The sequence below is a fragment of the Nocardia sp. CA-136227 genome, assembly GCF_050955695.1.
Classification (GTDB): Bacteria; Actinomycetota; Actinomycetes; order Mycobacteriales; family Mycobacteriaceae; genus Nocardia.
The window spans coordinates 4,606,526-4,625,092 of record NZ_CP192081.1 but is presented as its reverse complement, the minus strand read 5'-3'; the positions used below and the strand labels follow the sequence as shown (position 1 = coordinate 4,625,092).

Annotated in this window: 16 protein-coding genes; 3 read left to right on the top strand and 13 right to left on the bottom strand. The window is 69.8% G+C overall.

The features are described from left to right. Positions 1-47: 47 nt before the first annotated feature. Positions 48-971 carry a sigma-70 family RNA polymerase sigma factor gene (locus tag ACQP06_RS21270; RefSeq protein ID WP_433666249.1) on the bottom strand — a complete coding sequence of 308 codons (924 nt, stop codon included), beginning with the start codon at positions 969-971 and terminating at the stop codon, positions 48-50. A gap of 4 nt (positions 972-975) precedes the next feature. After that, positions 976-1,368: a VOC family protein gene (locus ACQP06_RS21265; protein ID WP_433666248.1), complete on the bottom strand. Its 393-nt coding sequence runs from the start codon at positions 1,366-1,368 to the stop codon at positions 976-978. 296 nt (positions 1,369-1,664) lie between these two features. Here ACQP06_RS21265 and ACQP06_RS21260 point away from each other — a divergent pair, with 296 nt between their 5' ends. Together ACQP06_RS21260 and infA are read left to right on the top strand one after the other, a co-directional pair. Continuing rightward, positions 1,665-2,435 (top strand): GNAT family N-acetyltransferase, encoded by a 771-nt coding sequence (locus ACQP06_RS21260; protein WP_433666247.1) that lies wholly within the window; start codon positions 1,665-1,667, stop codon positions 2,433-2,435. Then, a complete protein-coding gene (infA, locus tag ACQP06_RS21255; RefSeq protein ID WP_433666246.1) occupies positions 2,432-2,665 on the top strand; it encodes a translation initiation factor IF-1 in 234 nt (77 codons plus the stop codon). The genes ACQP06_RS21260 and infA overlap by 4 nt, the downstream gene beginning before the upstream one ends. A 45-nt stretch (positions 2,666-2,710) precedes the next feature. Here the strand turns inward: infA and ACQP06_RS21250 are convergent, their stop codons facing one another. From ACQP06_RS21250 to ACQP06_RS21200, 11 genes are all read right to left on the bottom strand, one after another. Continuing rightward, entirely contained in the window at positions 2,711-3,571 is an 861-nt protein-coding gene (locus ACQP06_RS21250; RefSeq protein ID WP_433666245.1) for an amidohydrolase family protein, read from the bottom strand. Positions 3,572-3,651: 80 nt separating this feature from the next. After that, on the bottom strand, positions 3,652-4,830 hold the full coding sequence (locus tag ACQP06_RS21245; RefSeq protein WP_433666244.1) for a glycosyltransferase: 1,179 nt from the start codon (positions 4,828-4,830) through the stop codon (positions 3,652-3,654). 13 nt (positions 4,831-4,843) lie between these two features. Further along, the gene (locus tag ACQP06_RS21240) at positions 4,844-6,163 is read right to left on the bottom strand and encodes a glutamate-1-semialdehyde 2,1-aminomutase (protein WP_433666243.1); all 1,320 of its coding nucleotides are present in this window, start codon (positions 6,161-6,163) and stop codon (positions 4,844-4,846) included. Continuing rightward, positions 6,156-7,460, bottom strand: a complete 1,305-nt coding sequence (locus ACQP06_RS21235) for a GNAT family N-acetyltransferase (protein WP_433666242.1) — start codon at positions 7,458-7,460, stop codon at positions 6,156-6,158. Before ACQP06_RS21235 ends, ACQP06_RS21240 begins: the two co-directional genes overlap by 8 nt. Then, positions 7,457-8,785 carry a glycosyl hydrolase family 28-related protein gene (locus ACQP06_RS21230; protein WP_433673395.1) on the bottom strand — a complete coding sequence of 443 codons (1,329 nt, stop codon included), beginning with the start codon at positions 8,783-8,785 and terminating at the stop codon, positions 7,457-7,459. The genes ACQP06_RS21235 and ACQP06_RS21230 overlap by 4 nt, the downstream gene beginning before the upstream one ends. Before the next feature lie 77 nt (positions 8,786-8,862). After that, a complete protein-coding gene (locus ACQP06_RS21225) occupies positions 8,863-10,164 on the bottom strand; it encodes a Wzz/FepE/Etk N-terminal domain-containing protein (protein ID WP_433666241.1) in 1,302 nt (433 codons plus the stop codon). After that, positions 10,155-11,531: a hypothetical protein gene (locus ACQP06_RS21220; protein ID WP_433666240.1), complete on the bottom strand. Its 1,377-nt coding sequence runs from the start codon at positions 11,529-11,531 to the stop codon at positions 10,155-10,157. Before ACQP06_RS21220 ends, ACQP06_RS21225 begins: the two co-directional genes overlap by 10 nt. A gap of 86 nt (positions 11,532-11,617) precedes the next feature. Next, the gene (locus ACQP06_RS21215; protein ID WP_433666239.1) at positions 11,618-12,622 is read right to left on the bottom strand and encodes a CgeB family protein; all 1,005 of its coding nucleotides are present in this window, start codon (positions 12,620-12,622) and stop codon (positions 11,618-11,620) included. Next, positions 12,619-13,902 (bottom strand): oligosaccharide flippase family protein, encoded by a 1,284-nt coding sequence (locus ACQP06_RS21210; protein WP_433673394.1) that lies wholly within the window; start codon positions 13,900-13,902, stop codon positions 12,619-12,621. Before ACQP06_RS21210 ends, ACQP06_RS21215 begins: the two co-directional genes overlap by 4 nt. 445 nt (positions 13,903-14,347) lie before the next feature. Beyond that, positions 14,348-15,538 carry a glycosyltransferase family 4 protein gene (locus tag ACQP06_RS21205; protein WP_433666238.1) on the bottom strand — a complete coding sequence of 397 codons (1,191 nt, stop codon included), beginning with the start codon at positions 15,536-15,538 and terminating at the stop codon, positions 14,348-14,350. Beyond that, positions 15,535-16,596, bottom strand: coding sequence for a glycosyltransferase family 4 protein (locus ACQP06_RS21200; RefSeq protein ID WP_433673393.1), 1,062 nt, complete (start codon positions 16,594-16,596; stop codon positions 15,535-15,537). Before ACQP06_RS21200 ends, ACQP06_RS21205 begins: the two co-directional genes overlap by 4 nt. Before the next feature lie 342 nt (positions 16,597-16,938). Between ACQP06_RS21200 and ACQP06_RS21195 the strand changes: the two genes are divergently transcribed. Beyond that, entirely contained in the window at positions 16,939-18,537 is a 1,599-nt protein-coding gene (locus tag ACQP06_RS21195; RefSeq protein ID WP_433666237.1) for a serine/threonine-protein kinase, read from the top strand. The last annotated feature ends 30 nt before the right edge of the window (positions 18,538-18,567 follow it).

Below are 18,567 nucleotides of genomic sequence, written 5' to 3'. Positions count from 1 at the left end.
CGTATCGGCCGAAGATCAACCGCGGGGCCGATTCCGGCGAATGACTATCAGCCTTCGGTGCCCTCCCGGTCGCCGGTCGGGGTCGGGGCCGGGGCAGGTCGCAGCGCGGCGAGCCGGGCCGGGTCGACGAGCAGTGCGATGGCGGTGACGCGGTCGCCGGTGACCGTGAACGACATGACCGACTGGGCGGTGCCGTCCGCCCGCCACGAGATGTACCCGGGCAGCCCGTCGACCAGGACCGGCTGGTGGCGGACCACCTCACCGGAGAACATCCGTGCCCGGGTGGCGACGTCGGTGGCCCCGAGGGTGACGAATACGCCGCCTGGGGTCGCCACGGTCAGCTCGACATCGGGATCGAGGACGCGCAGCAGTCCTTCGAAGTCCCCGCCCATCGCGGCGGCGCGAAAGGCCTCGGCAACGGCCCGGTGCTCGCGGCGCGAGGCGACCGGGCGGTCGGTGGCGCGGACCTTGCGACGCGCGCGGCTCGCGATCATCTTGGTGGCGTCGGCGGATTTGCCCAGGATCTGGCCGATTTCGGCGAACGACACCGCGAACATGTCGTGCAGCACGAACGCGAGGCGCTCGCTCGGTCCCAGTGAGTCCAGCACCATCAGCAGTGCGATCCCGACCGAATCGGCCACGGCGGCAACGTCTCCCGGCTCCGGGCCGTCGTCGGCGGTGACGGCGAACGCGGGCGTGCCGTCGTGGGACACCTCGGGCCGCGCCTGTCGCGCGCGCAGCGTGTCCAGGCTGATCCGGCCGACGACCGTGGTGAGCCACCCGGCCAGATTGTCGATGGTCGCGGCATCCTGGCGGGCCAGCCGCAGCCAGGCTTCCTGGACCGCGTCCTCGGCGTCGGCGTGCGAGCCGAGCACGCGGAACGCGACCGCCCGCAGCCGGTCGCGGTGCGCCTCGAACGCCTCGGCCACAGTCCCCGAAGGGGATTCGGCCGTCGAACCGGATTCGGCCATATCCCTACCGCCCCCGGCGCTGCCGCAGCGAGATCCGGTTGCCGTCCGGATCCACGGCCTCGACGCGCATCCCGAACGGGTACTCCTCGGGTTCCTCGTCGAGGAACGTCACGCCTCGGCCACGCAGCACCTCGAAGTCCTTCCGCAGGTCATCGGACTCGAGGATAACCGGGCCCGGCGCGAGCACCTCGGGGCCGCCGCCCGGCTGCCCGGCGGCGGACGGGTGCGACCAGAGGATGATCTCCACCGGACTCCCGGGGGCGCGCACGGTCAGGAAGCGGCCGTCGGGACCCGGATAGTCGCTGTGCTTCTCGAGTCCGAGGCCGTCGGTGTAGAACGCCAGCGCGCGGTCCTGATCGGTCACGTAGACCGTCACGTACATGATGTCGGTCAGCATCGAGTCCTCCATTCATCGGTTCGACGACCGCGTTCGGCCGTCTCTCCTATGACGGAAGCCGCGGCGCGAAGGTAACGCGATCGCCGCGGGCCGGGAAAGCCGCAGGTAGAAAAATCGGTGGGCAGGTGTGGGGGCGGCCTGTTAGCGTGCTGGACACCGTGACATCAGGCGAGGAGGTGAGACCCGTGCAGACAGTACCGATGTGGGGGCTCCCCCTCGTGGTCGCGGATGGGCGAACGAACTAGTCGTCGCCGGGAGCGCCTCTCTGCGTAGGCAATCCCGAAAGGTGACGACCGATGAACACTAATTCTGTAGATATCCGCCGGGTCGAATTGACGCGGTGGGAAGCCGTCGAGAACGACCTGGTGGTCGCGTCCGGCGAGGTTTCGCGACGGCCCGATGGGCGGCTGTTCGCCAGTATCGACGCGTGGCACGACGACGTCTTCGATCAGATCGCGGCGGCCATGCTGGCCACCCTGCGACGGCCGCTGCACACCGTGGTCGACGAGGGCGACGATGGACTGCTGTCCTGTTGGGGCCGAGCGGGTTTCGTGACCCGCAGGCGGGAGTGGGAGTATCTCGTGCCCACTGATCCCGCCACCACCGGACTGGGGGCCGTGACACCGCCCCCGGACATCGCGGTGGTGCCCGCGGGCAGCGCGGAGAAGGAACCGCTGCGCGTCGTGGACCGGTTCATTCGCGAGGAAGTCGAATCGACGATCGGCTGGCAGGAGATGCCCGCCGAGATCCTGCGCGGCCCCGGCGGTGACACCGTGGTGGATCCGAAGCTGTACGTGGCCGCGGCGCAGGTCGATCGCTATGTCGGACTGCTGCGCGTGGTCCAGGTGACGCGCTTGCCGCGCATCGGACTGATCGCGGTGCGGGCCGATGCGCGGCGTCGCGGCATCGGCCGGGCCATGCTGTCCGAGGCGCTGGGCGCGTTGCACGATCGCGGAATAACCACCGCGACAGCCGAAGTGAACGAATCCAACGGTGCGGCCCTGGCGCTGTTCGACAGCGTCGGCGCGCGTCGGGTCGGCGGCAACCTGGAACTGGTGCTGCGATGACGAATCCTGGTCAGAGAGGAAAGGGCATCGAGATCCAGGGCACCGTGGTCGAGTGCCTGCGCAATGCCACGTTCACGGTGGAACTGCCCAATGGGCATCGGGTCCTGGCGCACATCAGCGGCAAGATCCGGAAGAACTACATCAAGATCCTGCCCGAGGACCGGGTGCTCGTCGAGCTGAGCCCCTACGACCTCACCAGGGGACGAATCCTGTTCCGGTACAGGACCTGACGGGCAACGGGGCGGCGTCGAGTCGCCGCCCCGTCGACCCCGGGTCTATTGCGGCCGGTAGGTGTCCAGGGCGTTGGTGCGGTAGAAGTACTCCGCCTCCTGCTCGGTGGCATCGGTGGTGACGGCCTGATCGATGGTGGTGACCAGCTCGGTGTAGGTCCCCGCCATCGAGTCCACCGGCATGTTGGAGGCGAACATCAGTCGCCGCCAGCCCCACAGCGCCACACTCGATTCCAGCCAGTACTCGACCGTCGGCCAGGACAGGTCCCGGCAGATCAGCCCGAACCCGGACAGTTTGCACAACCACTGGGTCTCCTTGGCGGCCAGGGAGATCGCGTTGTGCCAGGCGGTGCGGGCCTCGGAGGAACGGCCCTGCGGGAAGCCCAGATGTTCGAGCACCACCCGCAGATCGGGGTAGCCGGCCAGGAAGTCGATCCAGTCCAGGATCTCGCCGGGCTGGGCGACCAGGTCGAAGACCGCGTCGTGCTCCTGCAGCCAGCCCGCGATGGTGTCGGCGGCGGGCGTGTTCGGCGACAGCCCGGCGAAGGCCCGGATGCCGCGCAGCCGCGGGGTGCGGGCCTGCTGGTCGAGGTGGTCGATCAGCTCGTCCTTGGGCAGGGTCGGGTCGATGCCGCCGACCAGGGCGAACGGTCGCGGGTCGGCGTCGGCGATGCCGTCGGCCCACCGGGTTTCGGCCAGATAGGCGTGCGGCGCGGTGGTCGCGGACACGTGCACCAGCCCGTCCACCCGGATGTCGCCGAGGCCGCGGTCGAAGTCGGCCGGTAGAAAGTTCTGCGCGATCTCGGGTTTTCCGGCATCGACGAACCTCGCCAAACTCGGGTACCAGGCGTGTGCGCTGGTGTCCCACAGGTGCATGTGGGCATCGACGAGGGGGACGGTGGGCATGTTCGCTACTCCTGGACCATGATGACGCCGGCGCTGACGCTATCGAGCGCGATGGCTGTTGCAGATCCATGAATAGTCGGTCAGCGGGAATTGTGCGACACAATGTCGGCGATTCGGGTGCGGAACGCCTCCGGGGAGAACGTCGCGGCATGCTTGCGGATGGTGTCGGCGGGATAGGCGGCCGGGTCGAAATCGCGCATGGCGCTCGCGAATCCGTCGGTCACCTCCGCGTCGGTCCCGGCCGGGACGTGCTCGCCGGAGATGCCGGGCACCACCGTGTCCAGCGCGCCGCCCGCGCCGACCGCGAGCACCGGCGCGCCGCAGGCCATGGCCTCCACCGGGACGATGCCGAAATCCTCCACGCCCGGCATGAGCAGCGCGCGGCAGCGCCGGTACATGTCGAGCAGGACGTCGTCGGAGGCCGCGCCCAGGAAGGTGGTCTCCGGGCCCGCCATCGCCTCGAGCTGCTGGCGGTAGCGGCCGCCGCCGAGGATGACCAGCCGCACCCCGGCGCGCCGGGCGGCCGCGATGGCGAGGTCGGGTCGCTTGTAGGGCACCAGGCGGCCCGCGAAGAGGAAGAAGTCCTCGCGCTCGATACTCGGATCGGGGGCGAAACAGGCTACGCGCACCGGCGGATTCACCACCGACGCGGGCAGACCCCACCAGTCGCGGACCCGATCGGCGACCGCCTGGGAATTGGCGACCACGTGCGCGAGCCGGGGCGCGGCGCGCAGTTCGTTGCGCCGGGCCAGCGCGCCCAGTCCGGTCAGCACGGCCTGCCCGGCCCGGCCGCCCGCCTCGCGGGCCCGGAACGCGCTGTCCCAGGCCCAGCGGGCCGGACTGTGCACGTAGGCGATGACCGGTGCGGTGGTGGCGAAGGCGGCCTGGGTCGCGAAGGCGTGGTGGCTCACCACGACCGCGTCGTAGGCGTCGTCGAGGGGGAGGGTGCGAAAGGCCCTCGGCGCGAACGGGAGCAGCGGGGCGTGCGAGCGCCGCCCACTGGCGGCGTACGCGCGCGACAGCCAGGTGTCGCGCACCAACTCGCTCGCCGGTGAGGACATGGCCCCTGGCCCACCGGCGCCAGGAGTCTCCGGGCTCAGTCCCGCGGCCTCCAGCAGCGTCCGCGTGCACCGCGGGTCGGTGATGGGCGCGAAAACCGGTGCGCCGGGCCAGGTCTTCATGAACTCCGCGACCACCGCCTCGGAGCCGCCGTATTCGGTGAAGCGTTCGTGGACCAGCGCGATCCGGGGTGCCGACATCTGAACTCCTCGATCAATCCGCGAGCCGGCGCGGTGCGGCCGTGCGCCGCAGCGCCGGAGCCACCGGCCGCCCGGCGAGTAGCCCCATGACCGTGCCCTGCTCGAGCGCCTTGCGGTAGGTCTTGGCCGCCGACTGGCAGGCGTCGACGGTGTGGTCGATATCGGCGTCGGTGTGGGCGGCCGAGTTCACGAAGGACTGGCCCAGCACCCCGCGATCCAGCAGCTCCTGCAGGAACAGCGTCCGGAACGGCTGGGACGGAACGCCTTCCGGGTCGCGGGTGAGGAACACCAGGCACGACGGCCGGCCCGCCACCTCCAGATGGTCGGCGATGCCCAGGTCGGCGGCGATGGCGTTCACCCCGGCTGCCAGCCGGCGGCCGGAAGCCTCCATGCGCGCCACCGGATCACCGTCGCGGTAGGCCTGGACGACGGCCCGGAAGGCCGCTAGCGACGCGGTTTCCGGCCCGTGCGTGGTGGACAGCAGGAACACGCGGTCCGCGTCGGTGCGCAGGCCACCCAGTTCCATGTATTCGCGTTTCCCGGCCAGCGCCGAGAGCGGGAAGCCGTTGGCCATGGCCTTGCCCCAGCACGACAGGTCCGGCACCACGCCGTAGAGCTGTTGCGCCCCACCGGCCGACCAGCGGAACCCGGTGATCATCTCGTCGAAGATCAGCAGGCTGCCGTACCCGTCGCACAGGGCGCGCACGCCTTCGAGGAAGCCGGGCGCGGGATCGGCCAGGGCCGTGGCCTGTTCGAGGATCACGCACGCGACGTCCTCGCCGCGCAGCACGGCTTCCAGCGATTCCAGGTCGTTGTACCGGAACTTCACCGTCGGGGCCGCCGGGATCCCCGCGTTCATCTCCGTCATTCCGATGAACCAGTCGTCCACCGAGAAGAACGGCTGATCGCAGATCGCGACCTTCTCCCGCCCGGTCGCCGCGCGCGCCAGCCGCACGGCCGCCGTGGTCGTGTCGGAGCCGTTCTTGGCGAACTTCACCATGTCCGCGCCCGGCACCAGGCTCAGGAAGTCCTCGGCCGCCGCCAGTTCCAGCTCGGTGGGCCGCGAGAAGTTGACGCCGTCGGCGATGGTCCGCGCGACCGCCTCGACCACCGGCGCGAAGCCGTGGCCCAGGGTCACCGAGCGCAGGCCCATGCCGTATTCGACGTACTCGTTGCCGTCGGCGTCCCAGACCCGGGCGCCGTTGCCGCGCACCAGGATCGGGGCCATGTCCTCGGGATACTGGTCCGCGCCGCGCGCGTAGGTGTGCGCGCCACCCGGCACCAGTTCGTGCAGGCGCGCCTGCATCGCGGTGCTGCGCCGGTAGTCACGCATGGTGATCACCCCCGGCGGTGATGGCCCACAGGTCGTGGTCGCCGCGGTGTCCGTCGAGTCCGGTGTAGCTGCGCATGGTTCCCTCCTTGTGCAGGCCCGCGTCGGCGGCGACGGCGGCGGACGCGGTGTCCCCGGCCGCCACGGCCGTACTGACCCGGAACAGTCCGAGCCGGTCGAAGGCGTAGGCCAGCAGTGCCCGAGTGGCGGCCGTGCGCACGGCGTCATCGGCGCGGGCGGGATCGGTCCACAACTGGATCCGGGCATTGCGATCGAACAGGTCGAGGTCGAACAGCCGGGCGGTGCCGGCGTAGGCGCCCGCGACGTCGAGGACGAACAGCAGACCGGCGGGGGAGCGGACACCCGCTGCGCTGAGGGCGATTTCGCGTAGCCACGCCGTTCCGCTGCTACCGATTCCGTCGGCGGCCACGGGTCCCGCGTTACGCACTGCCGTGGCCCGCATCGGGCCGTCGGCGGGCCGCGCGGAGCGAAGCACCATCCCGTCGTGACCGGGCAGCCGCAAGGTCACCCGCCGGGCGGGTAGCAGTCGCTGTGCGGCCCGCCATATCTGTCCGGCGCGATAGCGTGCCTCGACGCCGAAAAGCATTGCGGTATCGGGCATTACCGGGGTCGGCAGAGCATCTTCGGGCTTACAGGGCGGCGCGGGCGGGGTGCGGTGTTCGAGGGTCCGTTCGGTCCACATCTCGGTGAACCCCTTGGGCGGGATCTCCGCCCGCGTCATCGACCACAGATCGTGATCGGCCCGCGCCCCGCCGACGTCGAAGTGCAGCCGCATCCGGCCCTCCCGCACGAACCCGATCTGCACCGCGCCACTGGTGGCGGCCGCGTTCCCCGGCGAGATGGGCGCGTTGACGCGTTCCAGACCGAGTGCGTCGAAGGCGAAGTCGAGGATCAGCCCCGCCGCGATGCCGCCGAAGCCGTGCCGCCCCAGCCGCGCGTCGATCCAGATCCCCATCTCGCCCTGCTTGGCCCGATCGTCGATATTGCCGATCTCCACCTGCCCGGCGAAGCGCCCGTCGATCTCGATCACGGTGGCCACGCGATGCCCGGTGCGGGCATTGGTGGCCGCCTCCAGACATTCACGCACCCAGGCCTTCTCGGTGTGCCGTTCGGCCCAGCACAGCGGCGAGGTGTGCCAGAACGGTTCCAGGAACGCCCGATCCCGCAGCCGGAGCGCCCGCCACTGCGGGAAGTCGGTGTAGCGCGGCAGCCGCAGCAGCAGGGTGCTGCCGTGTAGTCGCGCCGGTCCCAGGCGCAGTGCTGTCGGCTGCCCGCTCACGAGTGTGGCCGCTGCTTTCCCAGCGAGGTGGTCTTGACCGCGCCGTCGGTCCCCACCGACATCCGCCAGTACACCCCGGCCGCATCCTTCAACACGATTCCCCCTTCGCTGCGATCGGAAAGATAAGCCCCACTGTTCAATACGGCCGACAACACCGTGCCGTCGCGGTCCTGGACCTGGAAGATGTCGGCGCCGGGCTGGAAGGCCTGCGCCACTGTGGTTCCGGCGAAGCGCGCCCCGTGGATCGCCCCGCGCCCGATCACATGCCAGCCGTCGGGGAAGGACTTGGGGTCCACGTCCTCGAACGACCCGGAGATCAGATTGATGGCGGTGCCCTCGGCCACGCCCTTGGGATCGACCCGCACCTCGATCGGCGGCGCGTCCAGATCCGGATCGAACTGCACATTGGCCAGATACGGCTGGCGGCAGCGGATCAGGTCCAGGCACACCTTTCGTGCGGCCACCTTGCAGTTGACCAGACCGAACTGGGCGGGCCCGCCGGCCGGGCCGCCGATGGCGAGCGCGGTGTCGGCCCCCTCGAACCACACATTGGTCAGCCACCAGTCATTGGCCGGGCCGTCGACGAATACGTGCTTGTCGGTGGTGCGGGGGTCGTTGTCGGAGACGAATTCCACATTGGCCATGGCCAATCCGGCATTGTGGTCTCCGCCGGTGCCCAGCACGCCGATGCGATTGTTGGTCAGCTTCGACGACGTCACATAGTTCTGGATGCAGGAGGTGACGATGCCGTAGCCGAAATTGTTGATGTCGGAGTTGATGACGGTGGTGCCGCCGGTATTGCGGTCCAGCACCAGCCCCCGCTGCTCCTGGAACCGGGGCGCGTTGTCGCTGAGGTGATTGCCGCGCAGCACCACCGAGTCGAAGGTGCAGCGGAAGCACTCCGACAGTCGCACGGCGGTCACCTTCGCGCCCGAGAAGTAGAAACCCAGGCGGGAGAAGCGGACCCGCTGCTTGCGCTGCAACGCGATGAAGGTGTCATCGCCGTCGTAGTTGATGGTGGTCACGTCCGCGCCGTCGCCCAGCACCGTCGCGTAGTCCGACAGCGCCGGGAAACGGGTGAGCACATACTGCCCGGCCGGAATGTAGAGCACCAGCGGCCGCCCGCTCACCGCCGCGGCCTTCTCGAAAGCCTCGGTGTCGTCGGCCTTCCCGTCCCCGACCGCGCCGAAGTCCTTGACATTGCGGGCGGAGGGCTGATCGGTGACCTGCGGGGACCGGAACTCGGTGCCGTCCCCGGAATCCCCGCTCGAGCACGCCGCCGCCACCGGCAGGATGGCCGCGGCCCCCAGCCCGGCCATGAGCATGCGCCGACGCCGCACGCCGCTGCTGGTATTCGCCTCGCCGTCCGTGCCGGCCTGGTCCGTCCCCCCGCCGCCCTCGATCACCGCTTCACCAGATCGAGGGGATGCCGGACCAGCTCGCCGACGCTCTTGTGCGGCCGCGAGAACACCACGGTCCCGATCATCCGCTTGTTGTCGAGGCCGAAGGTGGCCACCGCGCCGCGCACCTGATTGGAGGTGGTCTGGCCGAGTTCGATGACGCCGATGGTGCCGTCACAACGTCGCGCCAGCGCGATGGCGTCGGCCGCCGCGGTGACCGGCGCGCACTCCACGACGATGTGGTCGAACTCGCTGCGCAGCTTGGACATGATGTCGGCGAACCGCTCCGAGTCGAGCAGGTCGGGGGTGCGGAAATCCACGCCGCCCAGCGGCAGCACATTGATCCCCACCTCGGGCCAGGACATGACCGCGGCCGAGGGATTCCCGTTGCTGCGCAACAGTTCCGAGAGCCCGGCCGCCGCGGCCGCGGGCGTGCGCCGGGTGGAGCCGTGCCCGGTGGTGTCGGCGTCGACCAGCACCACCCGCGCGCCGGTGTCGGCGAAGGTGCGGGCCAGGCCGATCGACACGTCCGGTTCCGAATGCGGGGTCAGCGAGGTCATCAGCAGGCTGACCAGTTCGGGATCCTCGGTGAGCCGGGTCCGCAGCCGCCGCAGCTCCCCGGCCGCGCCGGGCCGCCCGTCGTCCACGATGCCCAGGATCGGCACCGGGAGAAAGGCTTCCAGCTCGGTGGAGGTGCGCACCCGCTTGTCGAGCTTGTCGCGCACCACCGCCGCGCCCAGGCCCAGCATCAGCCCGGCCAGCACGCCGAGGATGTAGAAGCGCTTCTTCTGCGGGGCGCTGGGCTGGGTCGGGGTCTGCGCCTTGTCGATCACCTCGGCGCGGGCCGCGGGCGCGGCGTCGGTCTGGGTGACCTCGAGCCGCGAGACCAGCGCGCGGAACTGGGAGACCACCTCGTCGGCCAGGGTGCGCGCCCCGCCCGCGGTGGAGTCCTTCACCGTGATGACGATGATCGTGGTGGCCGGCGGCGAGACCGCGGAGATGCGGCCGCGCAGATCATTCACCGACGCCTTCAGGCCCAGCTGATCGTGGACGAAGGTGGCGACGGTGACGGAGTTGGCCAGGTCGACATACGAGCGCACCCGCTGCTGCGCGGCCAGCCCACCCTGATAGGAGTCGTTGACCGAGGTTCCGGTCGCCATGGACACGTACACCGAACTCGTCGCCGTGTACTCGGTCGGCAGGGTGCTCGCGTAGCCGTAGGCCGCCCCCGTGCAGATCACCACCGCGGCGACGATTATCGGCCAGCGCCGCCGCAGCAGTCGCCAGTAGTCGATCAAACCCATTGCGCTGTCCTCGTTTTCCCGGATGGAACACCGGCCCCCGGCGGCTGCTCCACTCGTCTTCGGAATTCACCAACAACCAGATACGCCGTCCAGGCCAGCACCACGGCCTGCAGGTATTTGCCGAGCATCTCGACGGTGCCGAGGACGCCGCGCTCGAACAGCACCGGCACCTCGATCACCGACAAGCCGAGAATGGCCATGGCCAGGTACTTGCTGTACAGGGCCCGGATCCAGATCAGCAGCAGCACGAACGTGATGGTGACCCCCACCGCCACCCCGATGTAGCCGCCCAGCACATAGCCCTCGTTGATATTGCCCTCGGCCAGTGACACCTCGACCGTCGACATGTCCACCGACCCGCCGCGCACCTGCTCGGCCCAGGCAGCGCCGGAGCGGAACTTCTCCGCGCCCAGCAGCTGGGTGGGGATCAGACTCTGGAAGGCGTGCACCGCCACCTGCTGCGGCGTGAGCCACGAGTGGGGGCCCGCGAACCAGGCGTCGGTGGCGGCCTCGAGCAGATCGAAGCGGCGCAGCATGCTCAGGAACGGGTGCACCACTGTCGGATACTGCGCATCCACCTGCGCCGCTTCGGCTTTGGCGGCGGAATCGGTCTTGAGCGATTGCAGCCAGCCGAAGCCGCCCAGCGCCAGGGCGATGATGCTCAGCACGCCGATCACATTGCGGCGGGTCCAGCCGGTCATGGCGAAGCGTACGGCGATGGCCAGGGCCGCGCCCATGATCGGCGTCTTGGACTGCACGGTCGCGGTCCACAGCAGTTCACCGCCGACGAGCGCGCCGACCACCAGCAGAGTGGTGCGGCCGGAGTCGCTGCGGAAGAACACGATCAGGCCGACCGCGCCCAGGGTGGCCAGAATGGTGACCAGGTTGATCAGCGGGTTGGGGCTCTCCAGTTCGCCGGCCTTGCCGGTGGAGCCGGTGGCGTAGGCGGCCAGCCGGCCCAGGGTGCCGATGCCGTAGAGCAGGAACAGGGTCTGGGTGAAGACCGGGTCGCCCGCGAAAGGCGCTGTGCGCGGCGGGTTCCGCGGCGGCCGCGACCGCACCCACAGGACGTAGGCGATGATCAGGCCCGCGTAGAACCACAGGCCGAAGATCACCGGCTGCAGCACCGCGGCGATGCCGTCGTCGTAGCCGTACTCGTACAGCCGCGGATCGGGCACATTGTCGCCGAAGCCGGGCACGGGTTTGACCCACAGCAGCACCACCGGCCGCGCGATGAACGACAGCGACCAGTGCGCGGTCTGCGCGATGAGGAACACCCGGGCCACCCCGGGCAGGAACATCGCGGCCACGACGATTGCCGCCAGCGCGGCGGCGACCAGGAATACGGCGAACTGAGCGGAGGCCATCACTCTCCCATCACCCCCTTATGTCGCCGGGCGTGCCACGGCGTTACCCGCTTGCGGGAAGGTCTTTTTCGCCGAGACCGCGCGGTTCATACCAGGGCGTCGACGATCTCGCGGGCGCGGTCGGCGTAGCTGTGCGCGCCCGAGATGATCCGGTGGTGCCCGGCCTCGGCGACCTTGGCGGCCTGCTCGGGATACTTGGTGCAGCGGCGCAGGATCTCGCGCAGTTCGGCGGGACCGGAGAACAGGTAGCACTCGGCGTCGTCCTGGAGCAGTTCGGCGTGCTCGTCGGTGCGTTCGCCGACGAAAAGCCCACCGGCGGCCGGGACTTCGAAGGTGCGGCAGGTGTGGGTGTCGCGGTTGTCGGAGTTCAGCAGCACCAGGTTGGCGGTGACCGCGGCGACGGCCGCCGAGAAGTGCTCGCCGTAGACCGCGCCGCCGACGTCCGCGCCGGTCTGCCACAGCGCGCGCACCCGCCGCCAGCCGGGGCCGCGCAGCAGCATGTCCCCGTGGTGTTCGCGGGCCAGGGAGACCAGGAGGTCTTCCCGATCGGGCCGGACCGCGCCGATGAAGCCGAGTAGATATGGACGCACGGTGCGCCGGGCGGTGATGTGGTGCAGCGCCGGATCATAAGCACTACGAACGAATTTCACGTTCTGTGCGCCGCGCGCGGTGAGCTCGGGGACGTTGTGCCACTTGGTGGTGACGATGAGGTCCCATTCGGACTCGTGTGCCAGGTAGTCCGGGCTGGTGTTGTACGGATTGGAGACGTCGTCGGGGCTGTAGTGCACATGCAGGCCGGCGCGGGCCGTGAGCAGCCGCTGCTGATCCAGGTGCACGGACTTGAACGCGAACAGCACATCCGGTGCGAATGCCTGTGCGGCGCTGTCGATCTCGCGGTGCAAGGCCTCCACGTCCCAGGGGGCGCGGCGGTGCGCGAACTTCGAGTACACCCATGGCGGCGACAGCCGTGCGGGCAGCGTCACCGCGGTGGTGTCGATGACGACCACCTCGTGTCCGGCCTGCCGGAATCCGTCGGCGAGCGAGCGCGCGTTGCTGCCCACCCAGTCATCCCCGACGAAGAGCACCTTCACGCCACATCCCCCTTGGTCAGCAATGCGGTGGCCGGTTCGATCGGCCTGTCCCGCCGGGTCCGTTCCCGGACCATGAGCCAGCGCACCCGGATGATGTACCACAGCGCGACACCGAATTCCGCGCAAACGGTGCCATAGACCAGGCTCCACACCGAGCCGGTCCGCATGGCCACCACCAGGGCCGTCGCCGCGACGCAGGTGCCGATGATCGCGCCGATCAGCACGCCCATGGTGTCCTCCTTGACCGGCAGCACGGCGGTGGTCACATACGAGGTGATGGTGGTGGCGGGCAGAATGAGGATCTCCACGCGAAGCAGCGAGATCGCGCCGGTGAAGTCGTCGGTGTAGATCAGGTGGATCAGGGTCGGCGCCATGATCCAGACGGCGACCACCGCCAGGCAGGCCAGGGTCACGCAGCCGACGATCATCTGAATCTGATTGCGCCAGAACTGATCGTCGCCGCTGCGCCGGGCCATGCGCGGCAGCAGGGCGAATCCGATCGGGTCCAGGGTGGACTGGATGGCGCGGACCAGGCGGTCGCCCGCGGAGTACAGGCCCAGCGAGGCCGCCTCGAGCACCGCGCCGTAGACGGCGGCCGACCCCTGGCCGTAACCGGTGACCAGCAGCCGGGAGGTGAAAATCGGTGCCGCCATGCGCAGTACGGCCTTCACGCCGTAGGGCCGGGCGGGCGGGCCGAACCTGCGGAAGGAATCCCACCAGGTCAGCGACACGGTCGCGATCGAGGAGATGAGCAGGCACAGCACGGCCATGGACGCGCTCGGGAAGCGGGGTAACAGTCCGACCAGCAGTGCCAGATAGCCGATGCGCCCCACGCCCTGATACATGGTGGAGGTCCCGAACCTGCCCTGGCCGATCAGCAGCCAGTCCTCCGACACCGACCAGAAGCCGCCGGCGAACAGCCCCAGCAGCACCATGTGCAGTTTGGGGGAGACCCCGACGGTCATGGTGGCCAACAGGGCCGCGCCGATGATGGTCAGGGTGGTGGCGCGAATGGCGAGATAGGTGCCGCGCAGCCGGTTCACCTCGCGGTGGCCCGGATCGTCCTCGGGGACCTTGGCGGCCAGGAACGAGGTGACGCCGAGGTCGACCACCAGCGAGCCGATGAAGTACGAGGACATGCCGATGGCCAGCAGGCCGGTGCCGTGCGGGCCGAGCATGCGGGCCAGCAGCGGGACGGTGACCAGGGTGATGACGTATTGGCCGTACTTGCCGAAGGTCACCAGTCCGATGTCGCGGATGATGCCGCCGACGCCGCCCAGGCCCGAGGACGATTGTTTACGGTGTTTACCGGTATCGGTGGAATGATCTGCGGCGGAATCGGATTCGCCGTCGGCGGGGCGGTACGCGCCCGACGCGTCGCGCTGCGGGACGATGACGGGCAGCCGGACGGTCGGCGGTTCGATGGGGTCGCCGTAGAACGTGGGCAGCACCGGTCCCCGTGCGGGGGCCGCGTAGCGGGCGGCGCGGGTCTCCTCGAACGATGCCCGGCCGAACGCGGGCCCGCGGTCGAATCCGGCCGGGTGGGCGGGCCGGTGCGCGGCCAGGCCGTGGTCGTGGCGTGATTCGTCGTGTTCGAAGGCGGCGGCCTGCTGGTCGACTTCGGGGATGCGGTGCCGCAGGTGGCGGCGTTGCCGCAACTTGCCCAGCGTGCCGAGGCTCTCCATCTGCACGGTGGGCGGGTCGTAGGGGAACGGGTCGGTCGGATCATCCACGACGCCACCGCTTTCCGGGCAAGCCGGTCAGGAAAGCGGTGACGGTCCGGCCCGAGGCGGCCACGTCGAAGTCCCGTGCGCGCAGTCGTGCGGCGTCGGCCAGTTTGGTGCGCAGTTCCCGATCGGCGATCAGGCGATCCAGCGCGCGGGTGAGTTCGCCGCGGTTGCCGGCGGTCACCAGCAGGCCGTTCACGCCCGGATCGACGATCTCCTCCGGGCCGCCCGGCCGGGTCGCGATGACGGCGCAGCCCGCCCGCATGCCCTCGACCACGACCTGCCCGAACGGCTCGGGCAGCACCGAGCAGTGCACGAGGATATCGGCGTGGCGCAGATAGGATTCCGGGTCGTCCACGTGGCCGGTGAAGGTCACCGGGAGGCCGAGGGCGGTGGCGTGCACCTCGAGTTCGGCGCGGTAGGACTGCTCGTCGAAGAAGGTGCCGCCGACCAGGAACACCTCGCGCGGCAGGGTTGTCGCGTCGGCGAGGGCGCGCAGGAACAGGTCCTGGCCCTTCCACGGGGCGAGACGGCCGACCACGGCGATGACGGTCTCGGTGGCGGGACGCTGACCCTGTGGGCGGGCGTCGCCGAGGATCCCCGAATCGGCAGCGGATTCCCCTGATTCGTCACCGGCGGGGAATTCGACGCCCGGGTAGGCGACCACGGCCCGGCGTCGCCAGGTGTAGAGCGAGGCGAGAGTGCCGCGGCTGTTGGCGATGACGCCGTGAGCCACCACCCAGCCCAGCACCCGGATGATCAGCGCCAGTACGCGGCCGAAGTAGTCGCGGGAAACCCGGTCGTGCACATGCCATACCAGGGGCACCCCGGCCCGGCGCGCGGCCACCGCGCCCATGAGCATCGCCTTGGTGCTGCCCGCGACCAGAACCGTGGCCTCCAGTTCGCGCACGGTTCCGCCCAGAGTCCAGCCCAGGCGCAGTAGGCCCGTCGCGCCGACCAGCAAGCTGCGGACCCCGGCCTTGTCGATGGTCATGGCGCGGGAGTCGAAACCATTGCGCACGACGCGGGTTTCGATACCGCGCTCGGCCATCAGCCGCAGCATCGGGCCGTCCTCGGTGTACACCACGGCGGTGCGACCGGCCGGCATGGCCGAGACCAGGCGCAGGGTCGCCAGTTCGGCCCCCGAGGGGGCGGCGGTGTGTGCCAGGAAGACGGCCTTCAGGGTCATCGCGCGGTGAGCTCCGTATACAGGTCACGGTGCCGCCGGGCCGCGACGGCCCAGGAGAAGGTCTCCGCATGGGCGCGACACTGTTTCGGGTCGGGTCGCACCCCGTCCAGGGCCGCGACCAGCCGGGCGGCGAGCGCTTCGGCATCGCCCGGCGGGACGATGAGCGAGGGATCGAGCTCCCGGACCGAGTCCGGCAGGCCGCCGCAGTCGGAGACGACGGGCGGGCGTCCGGCGGCGAGGGATTCGAGGGCGATGAGGCCGAAGCCCTCGAGGGCCAGTGACGGCACCACGGTGAGATCGGCCCTGGTGTAGAGGTCGGTGAGTTCCGCGTCCGACACCGTGCCGGTGAAGCGGACGGGGGAGTGCGCGTCGTCGCCGAACAGGTTCGCCGCCAGTTCCCGCAATTCGGCCTCGGCGGTACCGGTTCCGACGATCACCAGCCGCGCGTCCGGATGCCGGGTGGCGACCGCGGACCAGGCGCGGAGCAGGACGTCGATGCCCATGCGCTTCTCCAGCCGCCGCACGCACAGCACGATCCCGGAGTCCGTGTCCGGCTCGGTGGCGGTGAAGCGGTCCAGATCGACGCCCGGCGGAATCACCCGGACCTTGTCCGCCCGGATGCCGTAGTCGCCGACCAGCAAACGCCGGAAATGGTCGGACAGCACGATGAATCGGTCCGCGCGGGCGTACCGAACACGCTCGACGAGGTACTTGGCCCGGACCGCGCGCGGGCCCTCGCCCGCCATGCGGCTCTCGGCGGCCCACGGTCCGTGGAAATGGACCACCAGCGGGTTCCGCACCGCTGCCGGACCGTACAGGCAGAAGTGCCGGTCGATCACGGTGTCGCGGGTGAGCGCGTCCCGATCGAGGAAGGCGGTGCGGGCGCGATCGAGGGTGGAGCCGCCCGTCGGTCCCCAGGAGCGCGCCCCGGCCGGGGCGTCGCCGAAAGCTCTTGCACTGAGCGTTATTCCGCTGTCGCGGGCGAGTGCCTCGTAGAGATCGGTGAAGTACCGATTCAGTCCCCCGTGAGCGGTCGTGAACCACTCCGACCCCGTCATGAACACCCGAATGGGCCGTGTCAAAACCCTCACCCCCGGGTCCGTCACCCACATTCGGACCGACATCCCGATCCGAACGCCCTTGCAGCGCAAGTGTATGCCAATCCGGGGGTGGAGGAGGGCTAACGAACGGCTATCCTGCGACTGACCAGTCCGTATGGCGAGAAAGATCAAGTCGCGCCGAGGTCGGCCGGAACGAATTACGAATTATGTTGTGACACAGAATAAGTAATTCGTTTCCATCCGGAAAAGCGTCCCGGGTGATTAACGCGCGCGTCGCCGAACGAGATCTGGGTTACGGTGATCGGCGGGAATGATGTGGTCGGAGAGGGCAGGCAGGCTGTGGGGCGCACACTCGCGCAAGGGCAGGTATTCGCGGGGTACACCATCGAACGGCTGCTCGGCGTCGGCGGAATGGGCGAGGTGTACCTCGCGACGGACCGCGATCTGCCCCGATCGGTCGCGCTGAAACTGCTGGCCGCGGGCAAGGCCGACGATCCCGAGGTCCGGGCCCGCTTCCTGCGGGAAGCCGATACCGCCGCGCGGCTGTCGCATCCGAACATCGTCGCGATGTACGCGCGCGGCAACGACGACCACCGGCTCTGGATGGCCATGCAGTACGTCGAGGGCACCGACGCGGCGGCCATCCTGCGCGACGGCCCGGTGCGGCCCGACCACGCGGTGCGGATCATCGGCGAGACCGCGCGGGCGCTGGACCACGCGCATCGATCGGGTGTGCTGCACCGCGACGTGAAACCGGCCAACATCCTGCTGGCCTGGGGGACCGAACAGCAGGTCTTCCTGGCCGATTTCGGGATCGCCAAGGCGGTCGACCACACCAGTACGCTCACCCGCACCGGTGAGATGTACGCCAGCTTCCAGTACGCCGCCCCCGAACAGTTCGAGCTGCGCGGCGACACCGACCACCGCGCCGACGTGTACGCGTTGGGCTGCACGCTGTTCCACATGCTCACCGGACAGCTGCCGTATCCGGGGGAGAGCACCGCGCAGCTGGTCGCGGCCCACCTGGGCGCGCCGATTCCGCGGCCGAGCCAGGTGCACGGCACCGTGCCCCCGGCCTTCGACGCGGTCATCGAACGCGCGCTGGCGAAGAACCGCGACCACCGCTTCGGCAGCTGCGGTGAACTGGCCGCCGCGGCCGAGGCGGCGCTGACCGCCACCGGCACGGCGCACGGGCCGTGGGTGCGGCAGGAGGTTCCCGTCACCTTCACCGGGGCGACGACCCAGCCCAGCCCGATCGGACAGCCCGGGTCGACGCGGGAGCGGTTCGAGCAGCTGCCGACCCAGCTCGGTGCAAGGTCGGGACCGCACTATCCGATCGTGGGCGGCAGCGGACCGCATCAAATGGATGGCGCCCCACATAGGTTCGCGACGGGTGCGCCCGCCCCGAGTCGCGGTCGGAAGCGACTGATCGCGGCCTTCGCCGTCGCGCTCGTGGTGGCCGGTGGCGTCGGCCTCGGATTCGGCACCGGCGCGTTCCGTTCCGTGGCCACCGGCGGTGGCAGCTCGATCGGTGAGACGCCGGTGCCCGCGGCCGCGTCCAAGGAGGCCGCGGTCCAAGCAGCCTGTGACTACGGCAAGCTCATGAGCTCCTACGACTACAGCAATGGCGACGGCTGGCAGGCCAAGGTGATCGCGGGCGCGACCGGCCAGTGGAAGTCGCAGGCCCAGACGCTGTTGCCGACCATCCGGCTGCTGCTCGAGAACGACGCCGAGCACACCTGGTCCGACACCGCGGCATGCACGGTGACCTCCGGCGGCGGAACCCACTACGAGCTGGCGGTGGACATCACCGAGCTGACCGCCGCCACCAAGAACACCCCCGGCAAGGCCAAGCACCAGAACATCACCATGTCGATGGATTACGCGGACGGAAAGTGGCTGTGCAGCAAGTGGGTCAGCCCCCTGTTTCCGAGCTGATCTAAATGGTCGTGCGCCCAGTTATGATCT